The following is an 18,496-nucleotide window of genomic DNA, read 5'->3' on the forward strand; positions in this document are numbered from 1 at the left end:
GTGGTTCGGACGCCGGCGCCCCTCACGGCACGGTCGGATCACGCCGGCGATGTGGTGCAGGAGGGCAGCGTGGTCCTCGTCGACGACACGGGCAGGGCTGACGATCGGCCGCGGCACGAGCACGCGGCGGCCGAGGTCCCCAGGATCTCCAAGTTCCACGCCCCCGAGATCGTCTTCGGCCCGAACTCGCTGCCCGAGGCCGCCCACGCGGCGCTCCGCCTCGGCGCCAGGCGCCCGTTCGTCGTGACGGATCCGGGGTTGTTCGAATCCGGCTGGCCCGGGGAGCTGCTCACGCACCTCAAGGAGGCCGGGCTCGCACCGCGGCTGTGGTGCGACGTCACGCCGAACCCCAAGGACCACGAGATCGAGCAGGGCTACCACGAGTACGTGGCGTCGGGCTGCGACGTCGTGCTGGGCATCGGCGGTGGCTCGGTCATCGACGCCGCCAAGGGCGTAGCGCTGCTGGCGTCGAACGGCGGCCGCATCCTGGACTACGAAGGCATCGACCGGATCGCCAACCCCATCCCACCGATGATCATGATGCCGTCGACGTCCGGGACCGGCGCGGACGTCTCGCAGTTCTGCATCGTCACGGACACCGAGCGGCACACCAAGATCACGATCATGGGCCGCGCGCTGGTCCCGGACGTCTCGATCGTCGATCCGCGGCTGCTGACCACGATGCCGGAATGGCTCAACGCCGCGACCGGCCTCGACGCGCTCACCCACGGCATCGAGGCCTTCGTCTCGCTGGCCCACGGCCCACTGACGGACCACCATGCCCTGCAGGCCGTCTCGCTGGTCACGGCGCACCTGCCCGCGACCATGCTGCGGCCGGACGACGCGAGCTCCCGCTCCTTCATGGCGCAGGCCGCGCTCGAGGCCGGGCTCGCCTTCACCAACGCGATCCTCGGCGCCACGCATGCGATGAGCCACCAGGTCGGCGGCATGCTGGACCTGCCGCACGGCGTGATCAACGGGATCCTGCTGCCGCACGTCATCCGGTTCAACGGCGCGACGGAGGCCCAGCGGTTCCGCCCGATCGCGCAGGCGATGGGCCTGCCGGCCGCGGCGCCCGCGGACGAGGCCGTGGACATGGTCGCCGCGGGGATCCGCAAGCTCGGCGACGAGGTGGGTGTGCCGTCCGGGCTGGGTGCGATCGGCGTCACCGAGGAGGACATCCCGCGCCTCGCGGTGCTCACCCTCGGGGACGCGTGCCTCACCACCAACCCGCGCCCGGCGTCGATCGACGAGATCGAGCGCCTCTTCCGGGAAGCCCTGTGAACCGGTGACCTCGGCACAGTGGCCGCCGCGGCGCACCCCCGCCCGTCCCCACCCGCCGTGGCCCGGCCCGGACCTGGACGCGCTCACCGGCCTGCGCTCCGGGAAGCCGTCGTTCTACCCCGAGTACCGGGTGTCGGCGGTGCGGCTGCGCCGGGTCATCCTCGCGCTGGAACGGATCTCGGCCGCGCTCGTCCGGACGATGGAGGGGTCCGAGGCGCTGGTCCGGGCCGTCGTCGACGCGGCGGCGGACCACCTCTCCGCGGACTGGGTCGCGTTCGCGCTCGTCGACGGGCAGCTGAAGGACGCCCGGCCGCGGCACCTGGTCCTCGGGCCGGACGGCGTGGAGTGGTCCCGGCTGGACCTGGTGCCCGCCAACGTGCGCGCGCACGTCGAGGCGGTCCGGTCGGGTGGCGAGGACGGCGCCCCGGCGGACCCCGCCCACGACGACACGCACGACCGCGCCACCGCCCGGTGCCACCTGCACGTCCCCGTCCGGCTCGACGGCCGCAGCATCGGCGGCTTCGTCGCGTGGACTCCGTCGGACCGCGAGATCGACGACACGGACCACTCCGTGATGCGGATCCTCGCCGGCCAGACGGCGGCGGCCCTGCAGAACTGCGCCCTGCTCGAACGGTCCGAGCGGCTCTACGCGCGCACCGCCCGGCAGGCCGCGGACCTCAGGTCCCGCAACGACGAACTGCAGGAGACCCAGGCGGAGCTCGGCGCGGCGCGCCAGCGCGAGGTGCTGGACAGCGAGCGGCACCGGATCGCCCGCGAGCTGCACGACAGCGTCACCCAGTACGCGCTGTCGGCCGGCATGCACATCGAGCTGTGCCGCAGCGAGATCCTCTCCCAGGAGGGGGAGAACACCGCGAGGCTCGTCGGGCACCTGGACACGGCGAAGGCCCTGACCCGCAGCGCCGTCGAGCAGCTCCGGTCCGCGATCTACGCGCTGAACCACAGCGAGAGCGAGGACAAAGACCTGCCCGCGATGCTGCGGCAGCTCTCCACCGTGCACATGCCGGACGAGCTGCGCGTGGAGGTCCGGATCGGCGGCGGCCCGGTGCCGCTGCCGGCCGAGGCCGAGCAGTCGCTGTTCCGGATCGCGGGCGAGGCGCTGTTCAACACCGCGATGCACGCGGACGCGTCCCGGGCGGTGATCCGGCTCGCGTACCGGGCGGACGGGGTCCGGCTGACGGTGTCCGACGACGGGAAGGGCAGCCCCGAGGAGATCCGGCGCAGCCTGAAGGCGTCGGCGCTGTCCGGGCCGTCGGGCGAGCACCGCGGGCTCGGCAACATGCAGACCAGGGCGATCGAGATGGGCGGGACGCTCACGTTCCGCCGGGCACGGATGGGTGGGCTTCAGGTGCAGGTGGACATCCCGCTGGCCGGGGGCCGGTCGTGAATCGAGTGGACATGCCGAACCGGACGAACGCCCCGGCGGGGATGCGGACGCGGCCGGTGCCCGTCCGGATCGTGCTGGTGGACGACCACTCGATCATGCGGCAGGGCCTGCGGGCCGTGCTGGAACGCGAGGACGACCTGCGCGTCGTCGGCGAGGCGGGGACGCCCGCGGACGCCGTCGCCGCCGTCGCCGCGACCCGGCCGCACGTGGTCCTGCTGGACCTCAAGCTCACCTCCGGCCCGCAGACGGACGGCCTGGACGTCTGCCGCAAGCTCTGCGCGGCGCACCCCGGGATCGGCGTGCTCGTGCTGACGACGTTCGCCGAGGACCGGCTCGTCGTGGAGTCCGTGCAGGCCGGGGCCCGCGGGTACGTCGTGAAGGACGTCGACACGACCGAGCTGGTCCGGGCGATCCGCGCGGTGTCCCGCGGGGAGAGCGCCTTCGACGCCCGCAGCGCGTCCGCGATGGTCCGCTCGCTGTCCGGCGGGGTGCCGGACCGGGAGCGGCTCACCGAGCGCGAGCTGGACGTCCTGCGGCTGCTGGCCCGCGGGCTGTCGAACCGCGCGATCGGCGCGGAGCTGTTCATCTCGGAGACGACCGTGAAGTTCCACGTGGGGAACCTGATGCGGAAGCTGATGGTCTCCCGCCGGGCCGAGGCCGTCTACGCGGCGACCAAACTCGGCCTCCTGTGAGCGTGGAACCTCGCTAGAACGAGGTTCCACGCGCACGACCCCGTCCGAGCTGCGGCTATGCGACCGTGACGCGACGCGTGTCCCGCTGCACCGGCCGCCCCTCGCCCCCCGACGGGTCGTCCTCCGCCACCGTGATCTCGTAGGAGCCGGGCGGCAGCGGGACCGTGAAGCGGAACGGGCTGAAGCGCATGCCTTCCGCGGACGTCGTCACACCGGAGCGGACGACGGTGCCACCGGAGTCCCGCACCTCCCAGAGCACGGTCGCTTCGAACACCGCGGCCTCGCCCGAGACCGTCACGGTGCCTCCGCCGACGGTGGCCCCCTCAGCTGGGTCGTCGATCTGGACGAGCAGCCGGGTCGCGTACGGGTCCGCGCGCGGGATCGGCCGAGAGACGTCCTGGCCCCACAGCGTCGGCACCGGCTCCCCGTCGACGAGCAGCCGCACCGGGTCCGTGCTGCCCGCCGCGCCCTGCACCGTGTAGACGAGCTGCTGGAGCGTCAGCGCGGCCCGCTCGGCCGGGACGTCGCCGGGCCGGGCGACATCGACGGTGACGATGCCGTCGCCGCGGGTCACCGGGGCGTGCAACGCGGTCCCGTCGGGCCAGTCGGTGTGCAGGTCCGGGTCCTGCGGCGGTGTGCCGAGCAGTTCGGTGACGGCGCCGGTGAGCGGGTCGGTCGTCCACACCGCGTGGAACTCGCGCACGAGCCGCGCCTGCTCGCCGTCGCCCAGGACGTAGTAGACGGGCAGGGCGCGCTGCTCCTGCACCCCGGGCGCGGTGGGCGTGGGAGCGGGACTCGAGGGGAGCCCGCGATCCCCGGCACCGCCGGCCCCCACGCAGCCGGCGACCAGCGCCGCCGCGAGCAATCCCGCGGCCAGAACTCCCAGGTGCCCGCTCCGTCGTCGCATCCGCCCCCCGTTCACCGCTGTGCCCCGTTCACCGCTGTGCCCCGTTCAGGAGCCTGGCGGCCGGGGGTGTCCCGGCGGTGACGGCGCGCCGCACCCGGCCGGACGGAACCCCGACGAGTGACACGAGCCCCCGCGAGTCGCGATCCGGCGCCTCGCGAGTCGCGATCCGGAACCCCGCGAGTCGCGCCCTGGCGCCCCGCGAGTCGCGCCCTGGCGCCCCGCGAGTCGCGACCTGGCGCCCCGCGAGTCGGGGTCAGAGGCCGCGCGAGCCGGCCTAGGTGAGCGGGACGACGGGCTGGACCGTGCTCGCGTGCCGACGGGCGAGGTCCCGATAGATCTCGGGGTTGGTGGCCACCCAGCGGGCCGCGGATTCGGTGAGTGGGCCCTTGTCCTGCGCGACCCCGCCGAGGACCAGCGTCTCGTCCGGGATCACGCGGTTCGGCGGGACGATCGCACCGGCGCCGATGAGGCAGCGCGCACCGATCCGGACCCCGTCCTGGATCGTGGCGCCGTTGCCGATCAGCGTCTCCTCGCCGATCACGCAGCCGTGCACCACGCACAGATGCCCGACCGTGACGCCCCTGCCGATCTCGGTGGCCGGGTCGTCGCCGCCGTGCAGGACGCAGCCGTCCTGGACGTTGGCCCCCTCCCGAACGTGGATCGGGCCGAAGTCCGCGCGGAGCACGGCGTTGTACCAGACCGAGGCGTGGGCTTCGACGCGAACGTCGCCGACGAGGGTCGCGGTGGGGGCGATGAAGGCGTCGGGATGGATCGTCGGGGAGACGCCCTGGAACGAGAACAACGGCATACCCGTCACCTTCTCCTACCGCAGGGCGCGACCGCGACTCGCGCGGTCCCAGATCGCGACTCGCGCGGTCCCACACCGCGACTCGCGCGGTCCCACACCGCGACTCGCGCGGTCCCACACCGCGACTCGCGCGGTCCCACACCGCAACTCGCGCGGTCCCACACCGCGACTCGCGGGGGGTCAGTCGACGGCCGGGGAGGAGGCCTGGGCCCAGTAGCGGCGGGGGATCCGGCCCGCGCCCCGCGCGGCCCGGCCGGCCTCGACGGCCAGGCGCATCGCGGTCGCCATGAGCTCCGGGTCCCCGGCGCGGGTGACGGCCGTGGCCAGCAGGACGGCGTCGCAGCCCAGCTCCATGGCCTGCGCCGCCTCGGACGCCGTGCCGATCCCCGCGTCGAGCACCACCGGCACCCCCGCCTGCTCGACGATCATCTCGATGTTGTGCGGGTTCCGGATGCCCAGCCCGGTGCCGATGGGCGAGCCCAGCGGCATGACGGCGGCGCAGCCCACGTTCTCCAGCTTCCGCGCCAGCACCGGGTCGTCGTTCGTGTACGGGAGCACGGTGAACCCGTCGTCGACGAGCTGTTCGGCGGCGTCGAGGAGCTCGATCGGGTCCGGCAGCAGGGTCCGCTCGTCCGCGACGACCTCGAGCTTCACCAGGTCCGTCTCCAGCGCCTCCCGCGCGAGCTGCGCGGTGAGGACCGCCTCGGCGGCCGTCCGGCAGCCCGCCGTGTTCGGCAGGATCTCGATGCCGAGCCGGCGCAGCAGGTCCAGCACACCGGTGCCGGTGGTCGCGTCGATCCGGCGCATCGCGACGGTGGTCAGCGCGGTCCCGGACGCGACGAGCGCACGTTCCAGGATCTCCAGGTTCCCGGCACCACCGGTACCCATGATCAGTCGGGAGCCGATCTTCCGGCCTCCGACGACGAACGGGTCGTTCATGGTCATCCTCCCTGCACCGCCGTCAGCACCTCCACCTGCGCGCCCGCGGCCAGCGTCGTGCCGGCCCAGCGCCCCCGCGGGACCACCGCGCCGTCGACGGCCACGGCCACGCCCTTCTCCGGTGCCCCGAGGGCGGCCAGCGCGTCGACGACGGTCGCGCCGTCCCCGAGCGCGTGCGGCTGCCCGTTGATCCAGATGTCCATCGCGCTCACCTCCTGCTCCCTGCGAACCGGTCCGGGTCCGCGGCGCCGACCACGTCCGGCATCCGCTCGCCCCGCAACGACGCGACGACGGCCGCCGCCGTGATCGGGGCGAGCAGGATCCCGTTGCGGCTGTGCCCGGTGGCGACGAGCAGTCCATCGGGACCGATCGGGCCGATCAGCGGCACGTTGTCCGGGCTGCCCGGCCGCAGCCCCGCCGCGACCTCCTGCAGCGCGTACTCGGCGATCCCGGGCACGATCCGCTCGGCGTCGCGCAACAGGTCCCGCACACCGCCGACGGTGGGCTCGGTGTCGAACCCGTTCTCGCTCTGCGTCGCGCCCACGACCACGCCGTTCTCCCGCGGCACCAGGTAGACCGGGCGCCCGTCGACCAGCGCGCGGACCGTGCGGGTCGGCACCGGGAACGCGCCCGCGCGTCGCGCCAGCCGCAGGATCTCGCCCTTGACCGGGCGCACGAGGCCGTCGAGCGCGGGGTGCAGGGACGACGAGTGCGCCCCCGCCGCGACCAGCACGACGTCCGCCTCCACCGGCGGCCCCTCGACGCACTCGACCCGACCGACCGGGCCCCCGGTCACCGCCCGCGCGGCCCGGCGGTCGGAGACCACGCCGGCCTTCTCCGCGGCGGCCTGCAGGGCCGCGAGCAGCGCCCGGTTGTCCACCGACAGGTCGTCCGGCACCGAGAGCCCGCCCCTGACGTCCGGCCCGAGGGCCGGCTCGAGGCGCCGCAGCTCCCGCCCGGACAGCCGCTCGACGGGCCGGCCCAACCGCCCGAGGTGCGACGCCAGGGCGTCCAGCTCCGCACGGTCCCCCGCGCCCGTCGCGGCGACGACCGTGCCCTCGGTGCGCAGCCCGGCCGAGCGACCGGCGTCGGCGGACAACGACGACGCCCACTCGGGCCACAGCGCCACGGACGCCACGCCCAGCTCGAGCAGCGGCTCCTCGCCCGGCCACGCCTCGGTGACCGGCGCGAGCATGCCGCCTGCCACCCAGGACGCCCCGGAGGCGGGTGCGGCGTCGACCAACGTGACCTGCCAGCCCTCGCGGGCGGCGGCCCACGCGCAGCTCAGCCCGATGACACCGCCACCCACGACGGCCAGATGTGCGCTCATGTCCTCACCTCGCTCCCTGCGCCGGCATGATCCGGATCAGGTTCGACGGTCGGGACCGCGACAGTCCCCTCTCAGCCCGCTGCGCGTGCGGACTCCCGTGCGTCACCTTTCGGTCGTCACCCTACGCCGTAGGGTCGCGGCCGTGCCTCGACTCGACGCCTCCACCGTCCGTACCCGCCTGGCCGACGCGCGCCTCTACCTCTGCACCGGGGCGCGCCGGGAGCGCGGTGACCTCGCGGAGTTCGCCGACGCCGCCCTCGCCGGCGGCGTCGATGTGATCCAGCTCCGGGACAAGGGCGCCGAGCCCCTGGAGGCGAAGCAGGAGCTGGAGGCCCTGGAGATCCTCGCCGACGCCTGCGCGCGGCACGACCGGCTCCTCGCGGTCAACGACCGGGCGGACATCGCGCTGGCCTCGGGCGCGGACGTGCTGCACCTCGGCCAGGACGACCTGCCCGTCGAGTGGGCCCGCCGGATCGTCGGGGACGACGTGGTGATCGGTCGCTCCTCGCACAGCGCCGAGGAGACGCTGCGCGCGGCGGACGAGCCGGGCGTCGACTACTTCTGCGTGGGCCCCTGCTGGCCGACGCCCACGAAGCCGGGACGCCCCGCGCCGGGCCTCGACCTGGTGCGCACCGTGGTGAGCCGCACCCCGCAGCGCCCGTGGTTCGCGATCGGCGGGATCGACCACGACCGCCTCGACGAGGTCCTGGCCACGGGCGCGACCCGGATCGTCGTCGTCCGCGCGATCACCGAGGCCGAGGACCCCGGGGCCGCGGCCGAGGCGTTCGCCACAAAGCTGCGTGCGCGGTAGGTGATGCCGGAGCACCCTCTACCGCGCACGGGGGCGGATCGCGTCAGTTCGTCGAGTCCTGCCCGCCCGAGCTGCTGCCGCCGGAGCTGCTGCCGCCGGCGTCCGACGACCCGTCGGAGCCGGTCGAGCCACCGAGCTGCGGCACCTGGACCTTCACGGACGCGCTCGGCGCGGTGCTCGCGCTCGGCGCGCTGCTCCGTGTGGAGGACGCCGCACCGCTGCCGTTCTCCGCGCTCGGCGTGGCCGACGAGCTCGTGCTGGGCTCGCTGGAGCTCGACGTGTCCGTGCCCCTGCTCCGTTGCTGGTCCTCGTTCGTCGAGGTGGTGTCCGTCGACGCGCTCGACCCGCTGACGACCCGGCTCACCGACGTCCCGGAGTTCCCGGACAGCGACGAGCCCTTCAGCGCCTCGATGCCGGTGATCAGCGCCATCGCCGCGACGAACGCGACGACCGCGCCCGCGATCGGCACCCAGACCCGCTTGCGGATCCGCCGCTTCGCCTCCTCCGGCGCCGGCACCGGCGCCTGCTCCGCGGGGACGAGGACGGTGGACCCGTTCTCCGTCGTCGTCCTCCGCTGCAGCGGCACCGTGGCGAGCGGGTCGACCTTCTCCGAGGTCGAAGGAGCCACCGTGGTGGGCGCGTCGCTGCCGCGCAGCACGACGGACGCCCCGCTGGGCAGCTTGACCTTCTGGAGCACCGTCTCCTTGGTGCGGTCCAGGGAGCGCTGGTACACCGCCGTGACGACGGTGCTGACCACCGAGCCGAGGGCCGCGCCCGTCACCGTGCCGGTGGCGCCGAAGAACGAGCCCATGACTGCGGTGGTGGCCGCGGCGCCCGCGCCGGCGAGCACCTTGTTGACGGTGAGGCTCGGCGCGGCGGCCGGAGTCGCCGCCGTCGTGATGACGGCCTCGGTCGTGTGGCCCTCGGCCTTCACGGTCACCCGGGTCGGCTCACCACTGCTGGAGCCGGTCATCCGGGCCCGTCTGTCCTCGGGCCGCACCTGCTGCGGGATCGACGGCGCCGCCGGCCGGCCTGCAGTGCGAGCCGGGCCCGGCCGTCCGTAAGGAATGCCTCCTGGAGGTACGGCAGGCCGGGGGAACGGTGGTCTGCGGCGTGCTGGTCCGGGCGCTGCTGCGGCTGGTAGGGCATGACTCCTGTTCACGATCCACGTCGGGGTGCGGCGACTCTCCACCTGTATCAACGTCGTCGATCAAGCTAACGCACCCGATGATCACGCATAGTGACGACGTTCACGTCCCCGCGGCGAACGTCCGAGGCTAGTGCACGCGAGGGTGACGGATCCCGGGATGGCCGGGCGGCAGGGCCGAACGGAGTACCGGCCAGGACAGGAAGACGCAGAGCGCCACGAGCGCGGGGCTGAGGATCGCTCGCGCCGCGCCGAGCCCGAGCACCTGGTCCGCCTCGTAGAGCGGCAGGAACACCGCCACCCGCACGACGTACTGCCCCACCCAGACCCAGCTGGCCCGCTGGTAGCCGCGCATCAGGTCCGGGTCCTTGCGCCAGCGCGTCCGCTGGCCCAGGAGCGTGCCGACGATCAGCCCCAGCAGCGGCCAGCGCACGACGATCGAAAGGGTCCAGACCAGCGCGGAGGCCGCGTTCGTCGCGATCTGGACGAGGAAGAAGTCCGCGGCCCGCCCCGTGTACATCGCGACGAGCGCCGCGACGGCCACGCCGAGCAGCCCGAGCAGCACGGCCCGGGGCCTGCGGCCGTTCGCCAGCCGCACGATCGCGACGACCACGCCGGCAAGCATCGCCGCGCCTGCGCCGATCGCCACGGACGAGGGCCATCCGGCGGAGTCCGCGACCACCCAGGCGATGACGAAGACGACGACCGGGATCGTGGCGTCGATCGCCCCGCTCCGGCCGCCGAGGATGGTGCGCAGCGTCTCCGCCTCGCCGGGCCTCTCGGGGGGCGGCGCGGCGGAGTCGCGCTCGGAGGTCGTCACCTAGGCAAGGGTGCCCTATCGGCGCCCGCGCATCACCCTCATGGTGGCGGAAACCGCCGGGGATGAGTGATCCTTGTGTGAGCATCACGCCACAGGTGGTTGGCGCGAAGGGAAACGACCGGTAAAGGGGCGACGCATGCGGGAGCTGAGAAGTTTCGTCGCGGTCGGCGACAGCTTCACCGAGGGCCTCGACGACCTGTGGGACGACGGTTCCCCGCGCGGCTGGGCGGACCGCCTGGCCGAGCGGCTGGCCGCCGGCAGGCCTGGCTTCACCTACGCCAACCTCGCCGTCCGCGGAAAGCTGCTGGACCAGGTCGTCGCCGACCAGATCCCCGTCGTCGAGCGGATGAAGCCGGATCTCGTCTCCTTCTGCGCCGGCGGCAACGACATCATCGGCTTCCAGTGCGACACCGACGACCTGATCGCCCGTTTCGACGCGGCCCTGGCGCGGATCGTGGCGACCGGCGCCGAGGTCATCATCTTCACCGGCTTCGACCTGCGGCGGATGCACGTGCTCCTGCGCCGCCTGCGCGGCCGCGTCGCCTGTTTCAACGAGGACATGCGGGCCAGCGCGGAGCGCCACGGCTGCAAGGTCGTGGACCTGTGGGGCATGGACGTCCTCGCGGACCCGCGCGCCTGGGCGAGCGACCGCCTGCACCTGACGCCGGAGGCGCACGAGCGCGTCGCCCTGCGGGTGCTCGAGACGCTCGGCGAGCCCGTCCCCGCGGACTGGCGGACGCCGTGGCCGGCCGCCGATCCGGCGCCGTGGCGGGCCCGGCAGCAGGACGACCTGCGCTGGGTCCGGGACCACGTCATGCCTTACGTCCGCAGGCGGCTGCGCGGCGCCCACCCCGGCGAGGGTGCGCTGCCGAAGCGCCCGAACCTGGCCCCGTTCCTCGCGTGTTCCCCTCTGATCGACCGGCCCCGGCTCGTCGACGGCCCCGACCACCTCGTCTGAGCGGCCCCCGCGCACGACTCGGCCCCGCCACGGAAGCCGTGGCGGGGCCGTTGTCGTCGTCGGTGGGACCGCTCAGCGTGCCCCGACCGGCGTGAAGTCCCGCGCGCCGATGTACTCGGGCCGCCGCGTGGGTGCGTAGAACGGCTCGCCGCAGGCGTTCTCCACGCTGTTGAACACCAGGAAGATGTTCGAGCGCGGGTACGGCGTGATGTTGTCACTCGAGCCGTGCATGCAGTTGGAGTCGAAGAACGTCGCCGACCCGGCCTTGCCGGTGAGCATGGCGATCCCGTGCCGGTTGGCCAGCGCCGTGAGGCTGTCCTGGTCCGGGGTGCCGACCTCCTGCTCCTTCAGCGACGAGCGGTAGTTGTCCTCCGGCGTTTCGCCCACGCAGGAGACGAACGTCCGTTGCGAACCGGGCATGATCATGAGACAGCCGTTGTACTCGTAGTTCTCGGTCAGCGAGATCGAGCAGCTGACGGCGCGCGGGGTCGGCATGCCGTCCTCCGCGTGCCAGGTCTCGAAGTCCGAGTGCCAGTAGAACCCGCCGCCACCGAAGCCCGGCTTGTAGTTGATCCGGCTCTGGTGGACGTACACGTCCGAGCCCAGGATCTGCCGGGCCCGGCCGACCACGCGCTCGTCCGCGACCAGCCGCGCGATGGCGTCGCTGATCCTGTGGACCTCGAAGATCGAGCGCACCTGGTTCGACTTCTTCTCCACGATGCACCGGTCGTCCGCCCGCACCGCCGGGTCCGTGGCGAGGCGGTCCAGCTCCGCGGCGTACCCGGCGACCTCGTCGGGCGTCAGCAGCTGGGGGACCTGGCTGAACCCGTCCCGCTCGTGCCGGTGGAGCTCCTGCGCGCCGTACATCCCCGCGCTCGCCGGATCCCCCCACACCGTCGGCTCGATCCGCTCGATGAGGGCGGGTTCGTTCGAGACCCGCGTGTAGTAGCGGTCGCTCGTGGTCTGGATCGAGCTACCGGTGACAGCAGTCATGCTCCTCGCCTCCTTCTCGGTTCCCGCGGGAGTGGGTCCGCCCTTCCTCGGTGGTGGGGTTCGGCGGTGTTCGGAAGTCGTTACGCCCCGCCCGGCTCGTCGATCTTCAGGAGCGGGTACACGCCGTGCTCGTCGTGCACCTCGGTGCCGACGACCGGCGGGTTGAACACACAGACGCAGGTGATGTCCGTCTTCGGACGTACCTGGTGCTTCTCGTGCCCGTTGAGCAGGTACATCGATCCCGGGCCGATCTTGTGCGTCTCGTCGTTGTCCTTGTCGTACAGCTCGCCCTCGCCGGAGGTGATGTAGACGGCCTCGACGTGGTTGGCGTACCAGAAGTCGTTGACCGTGCCGGCGCGCAGCACCGTCTCGCCCACGGAGAACCCGACCCGGTCGTGGGCGGTCACGATCCGCCGGCTGTACCAGCCGGGGGTGTCCACGTGGTTCTTCGTGCCGGTGACGTCGTCGATGTTACGGACGATCATGTAAGTGCTCACGCTCCATTGATGACGGTCTTGACGGACTCGGCGATGATCTCCAGACCCTCGTCGAGCTCGTCGTCGGTGGTGGTCAGCGGGGCCAGGATCTTCATGACCTCACTGGACGGTCCGGAGGTCTCCATCAGCAGACCACGCTCGAATGCGGTGGCGCAGACCTTGGCGGCCAGTTCCGGCTGCGCGAACTCGATCCCGCGGGCCAGCCCCCGGCCCCGGGCCGTCAGCTCGACCGAGGTCGTGTCCTTCGCGATCCTGGTGAAGGCCTCCTGGACCTTCTCGCCCTTGCGGATGGTGTTCCGCTCGAGCGTGTCGTCGCTCCAGTACTCGTGCAGGGCCGCGGTGGCGGTGACGAACGCCGGGTTGTTGCCGCGGAAGGTGCCGTTGTGCTCGCCGGGGCTCCAGACGTCGTGCTCGGGCTTGATCAGCACGAGCGCCATCGGCAGGCCGTAGCCGGAGATCGACTTCGAGATCGTCACGATGTCCGGCCTGATGCCCGCCTCCTCGAAGGAGAAGAACGGCCCGGTGCGGCCGACGCCCATCTGGACGTCGTCGACGATCAGCAGGATGCCGTGCCGCTGGCACAGGTCCGCCAGCCCCTGCAGCCACTCGACGCGCGCGGGGTTGATGCCGCCCTCGCCCTGAACGGTCTCGACGATCACGGCCGCCGGGTCGTTGAGGCTGGAGCCCGTGTCGTCGAGGACCTTCTCGAACCACAGGAAGTCCGGCACCTTGCCGTCGAAGTAGTTGTCGTAGGGCATCGGGGTGGCGTGCACCAGCGGGATGCCCGCGCCGCCACGCTTCATCGAGTTGCCGGTCACCGACAGCGAGCCCAGCGTCATGCCGTGGAACGCGTTGGTGAAGTTGATCATCGATTCCTTGCCGGAGATCTTCCGGGCGAGCTTCAGCGCGGACTCGACGGCGTTGGTGCCGGTCGGGCCGGGGAACTGGACCTTGTAGTCCATGTCGCGCGGCTTCAGGATCCGGTCCCGGAACGCGGTCAGGAAGTCCGCCTTGGCCTGGGTGTGCATGTCCAGGCCGTGCGTGATGCCGTCGCGCTCGAGGTACTCGAGCAGCGGTCTCTTCAGCGCAGGCGGGTTGTGCCCGTAGTTGAGGGCACCCGCGCCGCCGAAGAAGTCCAGATATCGCCTGCCGTCGACGTCCCACAGCTCACTACCCCGCGCGACGTCGAACACCGCGGGCCAGTTGCGGCTGTAGCTGCGGACCTCGGACTCGACCTCTTGGAAGATGTTCATGGCGTGTCCCCTCAATCCTGTCGCGCAATCGGGCCGATCCGGTAGAGCATCTCGGGCTCGTGCCCGGCTCCCAGCAGCTCCCCGGAAAACAATTCGGTCCGTTCGAAACCTGCATTTCGGCGTGTAGCAAAAGAAACGAACATTCGATTCGACGACTCGTTGTCCGGGGTCACCGACGTCTCCATATACGCGGCGCCGGGCACCCGGTCGAACAGCGAGTCGAGCATGCGGCCGCCGACCCCGGCACCACGCGTCACCGGGTCCACGGCGACCTGCCAGACGACCAGCGTGTCCGGCGCGTCCGGGCGGCGGAAGCCGGTGACGAAACCGACGACCTGGCCCTTCATCCGGGCGACGACCGACGTGGCGGCGAAGTCCCGGCACCAGATCAGGTACGCGTAGCGCGAGTTGACGTCCAGGACGCCGGACTCGGCCGCCATCCGGTGCATCGCCACGCCGTCCGCGATCTCGGGGGCCTCGATCGTCACCTCGGGGGTGGCGGTCGGTGGCCGACCATCGGTATCGGACGCGTCGGACGTAGCGGCGGTCATGTCGAGCGAAGTTAACAGGGACGTCCTCAACTCGCGACGTTCGACCGTTGCCGACAACGCAATTTCTGCGCCCGATGTGACCTGTAACACGGTCACGTTTAATGCTCTCGGGATCTGGGCACGACAATTGGTTGGCCGATTTCTGGCCCGTATCCCCGGCGCATCAGGTGGATCGCGTGGGCACCTGCGAGGACTTCGGCCCTCCGCGAGCGGATCTCCCGGACGGTACCCCGACCCCACCCGGCGCACGTAATGCTCGCCACGCCGGGCGGGTCGGGTGCCCCTACCGGGTCCGGACGAACCCTCGGTACTCCTCGGCCGCCACCTCGTCGCAGATCCTCGTGTAGGCCGCGAAGCCGCCCGCGTACGGCATGAACACCCGCGGCTTGCCCGGCACGTTCGCGCCCAGGTACCAGGAGCTCGACGCCTGCGGCAACAGGGTCTTCCCGGCCGCCTCGTTGTTGTGCGCCACCCACGCGGTCTCCGCGTCCTCGGTGGCCTCCATCCGGGCCAGCCCGCGGGCGTCGAGGTCGGCGATGCAGTCCGCGATCCAGTCCACGTGCTGCTCGATGGCGGTCGGCATGTTGCACAGCACCGACGGGCTCCCGGGCCCCGTGATCGTGAACAGGTTCGGGAAGCCGGCGATCCCCAGCCCGAGGTAGGTACGCGGGCCGTCCGCCCACTTGTCCCTCAGCGTCCGGCCGCCGGTGCCGCGGATGTCGATGCCGAGCAGCGGGCCGGTCATGGCGTCGAAGCCGGTCGCGAAGACGATCCGGTCCAGCGGGTACTCCGCGGCCGACGTGCGCAGGCCGGTCGGGGTGACCTCCTCGATCGGCGTCTCCCGGACGTCGACCAGGGTGACGTTCTCCCGGTTGTAGGCCTCGAAGTAGTCGGTGTCGATCGGCGGGCGCTTGGTGGCGAAGCCGTGGTCGCGCGGGGTGAGCCGCTCCGCGACCTCCGGGTCCCGGACGATCTCGCGGATCTTCGTGCGGATGAAGTCCGACGCCGTGTCGTTGGCCGCCCGGTCGCTGAGCAGGTCCGCGAACGAGGCCCGGAAGCGCAGCCCGCCGCGCTCCCAGGCCGCCTCGTAGATCGCCCGGCGCTCGTCCTCGGACGGCTCGAGCGCGGAACGCTCGCTGATCAGGAAGGGGTGCCCGTTGGTGGACTCGCGCTGGATCCGTCGGATCTCGGCGTAGTCGTCCTTGATCGCCTGCCGGGACTCGACGCTCTCCGGGCCGTTGCGGGCCGGGATGCTGTAGTTCGCCGTGCGCTGGAAGACGGTCAGGTGCGCGGCCTGCTCGGCGATCACCGGGACCGCCTGGATCCCGGTGGACCCCGTGCCGACGATGCCGACGCGCCTGCCGGCGAAGTCCACGCCCTCGTGCGGCCAGCGCCCGGTGTGGAACCACTCGCCGGCGAAGGTGTCCAGCCCGGGGATCGCCGGGACGTTCGCCGTGGAGAGGCAGCCGACCGCCGTCACCAGGAACCGGCAGGTCAGCCGCTCGCCGGCGTCGGTCGTGACGTGCCAACGGGCCGGGCCGTCGTCGAACTCCGCGGACACGACGCGGGTGCCGAGCCGGATGTCCCGGCGCAGGTCGAACCGGTCCGCGACGTGGTTCAGGTACGCCATGATCTCGGGCTGCTGCGGGTAGCGCTCGCTCCACTCCCACTCGTTCTGCAGCTCCTCGTCGAACGAGTACGAGTAGTAGTAGCTCTCGGAGTCGCACCGGGCGCCCGGGTACCGGTTCCAGTACCAGGTGCCGCCCACGCCGTCGCCGGCCTCGAGCAGGGTGACGGACAGGCCCTGACCGCGCAGGCGGTGCAGGGCGTAGAGGCCGGAGAACCCGGCGCCGACGACGAGCACATCCTGCTCGCCGGTTCCGTTCGGTGAAAGCGTCATCGATTCCCTCACGCCCCCACTCTGCGCCACGGGGCCTGGGAATGCACGTGCTTCAGTGCGCGGCGAGCGACTGCCAGACATCGTCGAACCGGGCGCCGGGGAACGCCTGCAGGAACTCCTCGTCCGGCACGGCGGTGACGTCGAGGCCCTCCCCCGCGGGCAGCCGCAGCCGCCAGGAGTGCAGGAACGTGCGGCCCTCCCCGCGGAAGAGCGGGTCGCCGACGATCGGGCTGCCGGTCCAGGCGAGGTGGACGCGGATCTGGTGGCGCCGCCCGCTCACCGGGTTGGCGACGACGAGCGTCCGGCCGTCCGCCTCGGCGACGCGGTGCAGGTGGGTGACCGAGGGGTAGCACTTCCTGCCCGGGCGGACGTCCGCCTCGGCGACGCCCCAGCGGGACGCCTGCGCGTCGAAGGTCAGGGACTCGCGCGGGGCGGCGATGCGGACCGTGTTCTTGCGTCCGACGCCGAGCGGGAGGTCGATCGTCCAGCGCTGCGGGAGCCCGGTGCCCTCGACCACCGCGAGATAGGCCTTGGTGGCCGTGCGGTCGGCGAACTGCCTGGTCAACGGGCCGTGAGCGGGCAGGGTCCGGGCCAGCAGGACGAGCCCGGAGGTGACCTTGTCGATCCGGTGGACCGGGTACAGGGTCTCGCCCTCGGCCTCCGCGAGCTCCACGAGGTCGACGTCGTGCCGCTCGCCCGTCACCGAGATGCCCGGCGGCTTGTCCAGCACCAGGACCTCGGGGGTCTCGAGGACGACCCGGGCGCGCAGCGCGGCCCAGCTCCACGACGTGCTCACGGCGGCACCCTAGTCGGCTCGACGGCCCGGCCCGCGACGAAGGACCGGCGGGAAGGCTGACCACCGGGTGCGGTACATCCCGACCACCGATGGCCGCCCCGTACCGGAGCCCGCGATCACGCCGGCAGCCCTCAGGCGGGTGCGTTCCGACTGCGTTTGACCGCCCGTGCCGTCCGGCGGGCGTTGGTGATCGTGCGGCGGACCTGACGGAGGCCGTCGATCTGCGTCGCCTGGTGGACCCGGTACTGCCAGGCGGGCTGGTCGCCCCGGCGGTTCAGCAGCGCGTAGGCGAAGCGGACCGGGTCGTCGACGGGCCGGCTGTCGATCGTCTCGAAGAACTGCATGCTGCGCCGCGCCATGTCCTGGATCGGGTCCAGCTCCGCGCGGCGCACCCGGTCGTAGGTGTCCAGCCCGGCCGCCAGGCCCGCGCCGTACACCGCGTCCGCCAGCGCGATCGAGTCCTGGACGGCGAGCACGGTCCCCGCGCCGATCCCGAAGTGCGTCGTGTGCGCCGAGTCCCCGACGAGCACGAGGTTGTCCCGGCGCCAGGTGGCGTTGCGGATCTCGCGGAAGTGCAGCCACGGGTCCGCGCCCAGGCCGCCGGCCGGCTCGAGGAGCCGGTGCCCGTCGAGCGCGCGGGCGAAGAGCCCCTCCAGCATGCCGACGCCGGCGCCCGGCTCCATGGTGTCCAGCCCGAGGCCGGACCAGGTCTCCGGGGAGCACTCGACGATGCAGGTGCTGGCCTCGTCCGACGACGGGTAGGCGTAGAACCAGACGAGCCCGGCCTCCGTGCGCTCGAAGGCGAACGTGAACGCCTCGAACGAGCGAGACGTGCCGAGCCAGACGTACCGGTTGCGGCCCGGCGTGATCGTGGTGCCGAAGTGCTCGGCGTGCCGCGCGCGGAGCCGGCTGCCGACGCCGTCCGCGGCCAGGACCAGGTCCGCGTCGAAGTCGGACTCGGAACCCGCGTGCGCCCCGAACCGCAGCTCGACGCCCAGCTGCTCGGCCCGGCGCGCGAGGACCTCCAGCATCCGGGTGCGGTCGATGCTGTAGCCGTACTTGCCGCCGAGGTGCACCGGCCGCGCGTCGCCGACCAGCACGACCTGGTCCCCCCACAGCAGGGACGCCTCGTGGATCGCGCGCGCGCTGACGGGGTCGTTGCGGTGCAGGTCGTCCAGGAAGTCCTCACCGAACGTGACGCTCCAGCCGAACGTCACGCCGGGCTCGTTGCGCTCGACGACGAGCACGTCGTCGGACTCGCGCCGCAGCTTCGCCAGGATCGCGTAGTACAGCCCAGCCGGGCCGCCGCCCACACACACCGTCCGCACCGCAGCCCCCCAGGTGACGCGTCCCGGTCGGGCAACCTAGCAATGCGGTGCTCACGCGCCGCAGTCGGGACCGCTCG

19 protein-coding genes and 1 riboswitch are annotated in these 18,496 nt (G+C 72.5%); of the genes, 5 read left to right on the forward strand and 14 right to left on the reverse strand.

Translation table 11 applies throughout. The features are described 5' to 3' along the window. The first annotated feature begins 69 nt into the window (after nucleotides 1-69). Genes WBK50_RS29545 through WBK50_RS29555 form a run of 3 tightly spaced genes read left to right on the forward strand, consistent with a single transcriptional unit; the run spans nucleotide 70 to nucleotide 3,381 of the window. Entirely contained in the window at nucleotides 70-1,284 is a 1,215-nt protein-coding gene (locus WBK50_RS29545; protein ID WP_341338705.1) for an iron-containing alcohol dehydrogenase, read from the forward strand. Nucleotides 1,285-1,288: 4 nt separating this feature from the next. Further along, nucleotides 1,289-2,689: a MadS family sensor histidine kinase gene (locus tag WBK50_RS29550; protein WP_341338706.1), complete on the forward strand. Its 1,401-nt coding sequence runs from the start codon at nucleotides 1,289-1,291 to the stop codon at nucleotides 2,687-2,689. Between the two features lie 11 nt (nucleotides 2,690-2,700). Further along, a complete protein-coding gene (locus tag WBK50_RS29555; protein ID WP_341338707.1) occupies nucleotides 2,701-3,381 on the forward strand; it encodes a MadR family response regulator transcription factor in 681 nt (226 codons plus the stop codon). Between the two features lie 55 nt (nucleotides 3,382-3,436). Here the strand turns inward: WBK50_RS29555 and WBK50_RS29560 are convergent, their stop codons facing one another. From WBK50_RS29560 to thiO, 5 genes are all read right to left on the reverse strand, one after another. Next, complete coding sequence (locus WBK50_RS29560) at nucleotides 3,437-4,288, reverse strand: Gmad2 immunoglobulin-like domain-containing protein (RefSeq protein ID WP_341338708.1); 852 nt, start codon at nucleotides 4,286-4,288, stop codon at nucleotides 3,437-3,439. Nucleotides 4,289-4,562: 274 nt separating this feature from the next. Next, complete coding sequence (locus WBK50_RS29565; RefSeq protein ID WP_341338709.1) at nucleotides 4,563-5,096, reverse strand: gamma carbonic anhydrase family protein; 534 nt, start codon at nucleotides 5,094-5,096, stop codon at nucleotides 4,563-4,565. A gap of 180 nt (nucleotides 5,097-5,276) precedes the next feature. Next, nucleotides 5,277-6,035 carry a thiazole synthase gene (locus tag WBK50_RS29570; RefSeq protein WP_341338710.1) on the reverse strand — a complete coding sequence of 253 codons (759 nt, stop codon included), beginning with the start codon at nucleotides 6,033-6,035 and terminating at the stop codon, nucleotides 5,277-5,279. A 2-nt stretch (nucleotides 6,036-6,037) separates the two neighbouring features. Next, entirely contained in the window at nucleotides 6,038-6,238 is a 201-nt protein-coding gene (gene thiS, locus WBK50_RS29575; RefSeq protein WP_341339545.1) for a sulfur carrier protein ThiS, read from the reverse strand. 5 nt (nucleotides 6,239-6,243) lie between these two features. After that, on the reverse strand, nucleotides 6,244-7,365 hold the full coding sequence (thiO, locus tag WBK50_RS29580) for a glycine oxidase ThiO (RefSeq protein ID WP_341338711.1): 1,122 nt from the start codon (nucleotides 7,363-7,365) through the stop codon (nucleotides 6,244-6,246). Then, a riboswitch (TPP riboswitch) is annotated at nucleotides 7,362-7,474 on the reverse strand. (Overlaps the previous gene by 4 nt.) A 33-nt stretch (nucleotides 7,475-7,507) precedes the next feature. Here thiO and thiE point away from each other — a divergent pair. Beyond that, a complete protein-coding gene (thiE, locus tag WBK50_RS29585) occupies nucleotides 7,508-8,176 on the forward strand; it encodes a thiamine phosphate synthase (protein ID WP_341338712.1) in 669 nt (222 codons plus the stop codon). A 43-nt stretch (nucleotides 8,177-8,219) separates the two neighbouring features. Here thiE and WBK50_RS29590 read toward each other — a convergent pair whose 3' ends face one another. After that, nucleotides 8,220-9,149: a hypothetical protein gene (locus tag WBK50_RS29590; RefSeq protein WP_341338713.1), complete on the reverse strand. Its 930-nt coding sequence runs from the start codon at nucleotides 9,147-9,149 to the stop codon at nucleotides 8,220-8,222. 304 nt (nucleotides 9,150-9,453) lie between these two features. Next, entirely contained in the window at nucleotides 9,454-10,143 is a 690-nt protein-coding gene (locus WBK50_RS29595; protein ID WP_341338714.1) for a DUF3159 domain-containing protein, read from the reverse strand. 136 nt (nucleotides 10,144-10,279) lie between these two features. Between WBK50_RS29595 and WBK50_RS29600 the strand changes: the two genes are divergently transcribed. Next, complete coding sequence (locus tag WBK50_RS29600) at nucleotides 10,280-11,101, forward strand: SGNH/GDSL hydrolase family protein (protein ID WP_341338715.1); 822 nt, start codon at nucleotides 10,280-10,282, stop codon at nucleotides 11,099-11,101. Between the two features lie 72 nt (nucleotides 11,102-11,173). Here the strand turns inward: WBK50_RS29600 and thpD are convergent, their stop codons facing one another. From thpD to WBK50_RS29635, 7 genes are all read right to left on the reverse strand, one after another. Next, nucleotides 11,174-12,094: an ectoine hydroxylase gene (thpD, locus tag WBK50_RS29605; RefSeq protein ID WP_341338716.1), complete on the reverse strand. Its 921-nt coding sequence runs from the start codon at nucleotides 12,092-12,094 to the stop codon at nucleotides 11,174-11,176. A gap of 80 nt (nucleotides 12,095-12,174) precedes the next feature. Beyond that, on the reverse strand, nucleotides 12,175-12,579 hold the full coding sequence (locus tag WBK50_RS29610) for an ectoine synthase (RefSeq protein ID WP_341339546.1): 405 nt from the start codon (nucleotides 12,577-12,579) through the stop codon (nucleotides 12,175-12,177). 8 nt (nucleotides 12,580-12,587) lie between these two features. Beyond that, nucleotides 12,588-13,844, reverse strand: coding sequence for a diaminobutyrate--2-oxoglutarate transaminase (gene ectB / locus WBK50_RS29615; protein ID WP_341338717.1), 1,257 nt, complete (start codon nucleotides 13,842-13,844; stop codon nucleotides 12,588-12,590). Nucleotides 13,845-13,855: 11 nt separating this feature from the next. Further along, on the reverse strand, nucleotides 13,856-14,395 hold the full coding sequence (gene ectA / locus WBK50_RS29620; protein ID WP_341338718.1) for a diaminobutyrate acetyltransferase: 540 nt from the start codon (nucleotides 14,393-14,395) through the stop codon (nucleotides 13,856-13,858). 283 nt (nucleotides 14,396-14,678) lie between these two features. Further along, nucleotides 14,679-16,295, reverse strand: a complete 1,617-nt coding sequence (locus WBK50_RS29625; protein WP_341338719.1) for a flavin-containing monooxygenase — start codon at nucleotides 16,293-16,295, stop codon at nucleotides 14,679-14,681. Nucleotides 16,296-16,347: 52 nt separating this feature from the next. Beyond that, complete coding sequence (locus WBK50_RS29630; RefSeq protein WP_341338720.1) at nucleotides 16,348-17,091, reverse strand: RluA family pseudouridine synthase; 744 nt, start codon at nucleotides 17,089-17,091, stop codon at nucleotides 16,348-16,350. Nucleotides 17,092-17,222: 131 nt separating this feature from the next. Further along, the gene (locus WBK50_RS29635) at nucleotides 17,223-18,419 is read right to left on the reverse strand and encodes an FAD-dependent monooxygenase (protein WP_341338721.1); all 1,197 of its coding nucleotides are present in this window, start codon (nucleotides 18,417-18,419) and stop codon (nucleotides 17,223-17,225) included. Between the last annotated feature and the right edge of the window lie 77 nt (nucleotides 18,420-18,496).

It is taken from the genome of Pseudonocardia sp. T1-2H, from assembly GCF_038039215.1.
Classification (GTDB): Bacteria; Actinomycetota; Actinomycetes; order Mycobacteriales; family Pseudonocardiaceae; genus Pseudonocardia.

Coding starts and splice junctions, on each gene's coding strand:
- thiO (WP_341338711.1), bottom strand. CDS start 7,365: ATGAGCGCACATCTGGCCGTCGTGGGTGGCGGTGTCATCGGGCTGAGC.
- WBK50_RS29625 (WP_341338719.1), bottom strand. CDS start 16,295: ATGACGCTTTCACCGAACGGAACCGGCGAGCAGGATGTGCTCGTCGTC.
- ectB (WP_341338717.1), bottom strand. CDS start 13,844: ATGAACATCTTCCAAGAGGTCGAGTCCGAGGTCCGCAGCTACAGCCGC.
- WBK50_RS29610 (WP_341339546.1), bottom strand. CDS start 12,579: ATGATCGTCCGTAACATCGACGACGTCACCGGCACGAAGAACCACGTG.
- thiS (WP_341339545.1), bottom strand. CDS start 6,238: ATGGACATCTGGATCAACGGGCAGCCGCACGCGCTCGGGGACGGCGCG.
- WBK50_RS29565 (WP_341338709.1), bottom strand. CDS start 5,096: ATGCCGTTGTTCTCGTTCCAGGGCGTCTCCCCGACGATCCATCCCGAC.
- thpD (WP_341338716.1), bottom strand. CDS start 12,094: ATGACTGCTGTCACCGGTAGCTCGATCCAGACCACGAGCGACCGCTAC.
- WBK50_RS29570 (WP_341338710.1), bottom strand. CDS start 6,035: ATGAACGACCCGTTCGTCGTCGGAGGCCGGAAGATCGGCTCCCGACTG.
- WBK50_RS29555 (WP_341338707.1), top strand. CDS start 2,701: ATGCCGAACCGGACGAACGCCCCGGCGGGGATGCGGACGCGGCCGGTG.
- WBK50_RS29600 (WP_341338715.1), top strand. CDS start 10,280: ATGCGGGAGCTGAGAAGTTTCGTCGCGGTCGGCGACAGCTTCACCGAG.
- WBK50_RS29590 (WP_341338713.1), bottom strand. CDS start 9,149: ATGACCGGCTCCAGCAGTGGTGAGCCGACCCGGGTGACCGTGAAGGCC.
- ectA (WP_341338718.1), bottom strand. CDS start 14,395: ATGACCGCCGCTACGTCCGACGCGTCCGATACCGATGGTCGGCCACCG.
- WBK50_RS29560 (WP_341338708.1), bottom strand. CDS start 4,288: ATGCGACGACGGAGCGGGCACCTGGGAGTTCTGGCCGCGGGATTGCTC.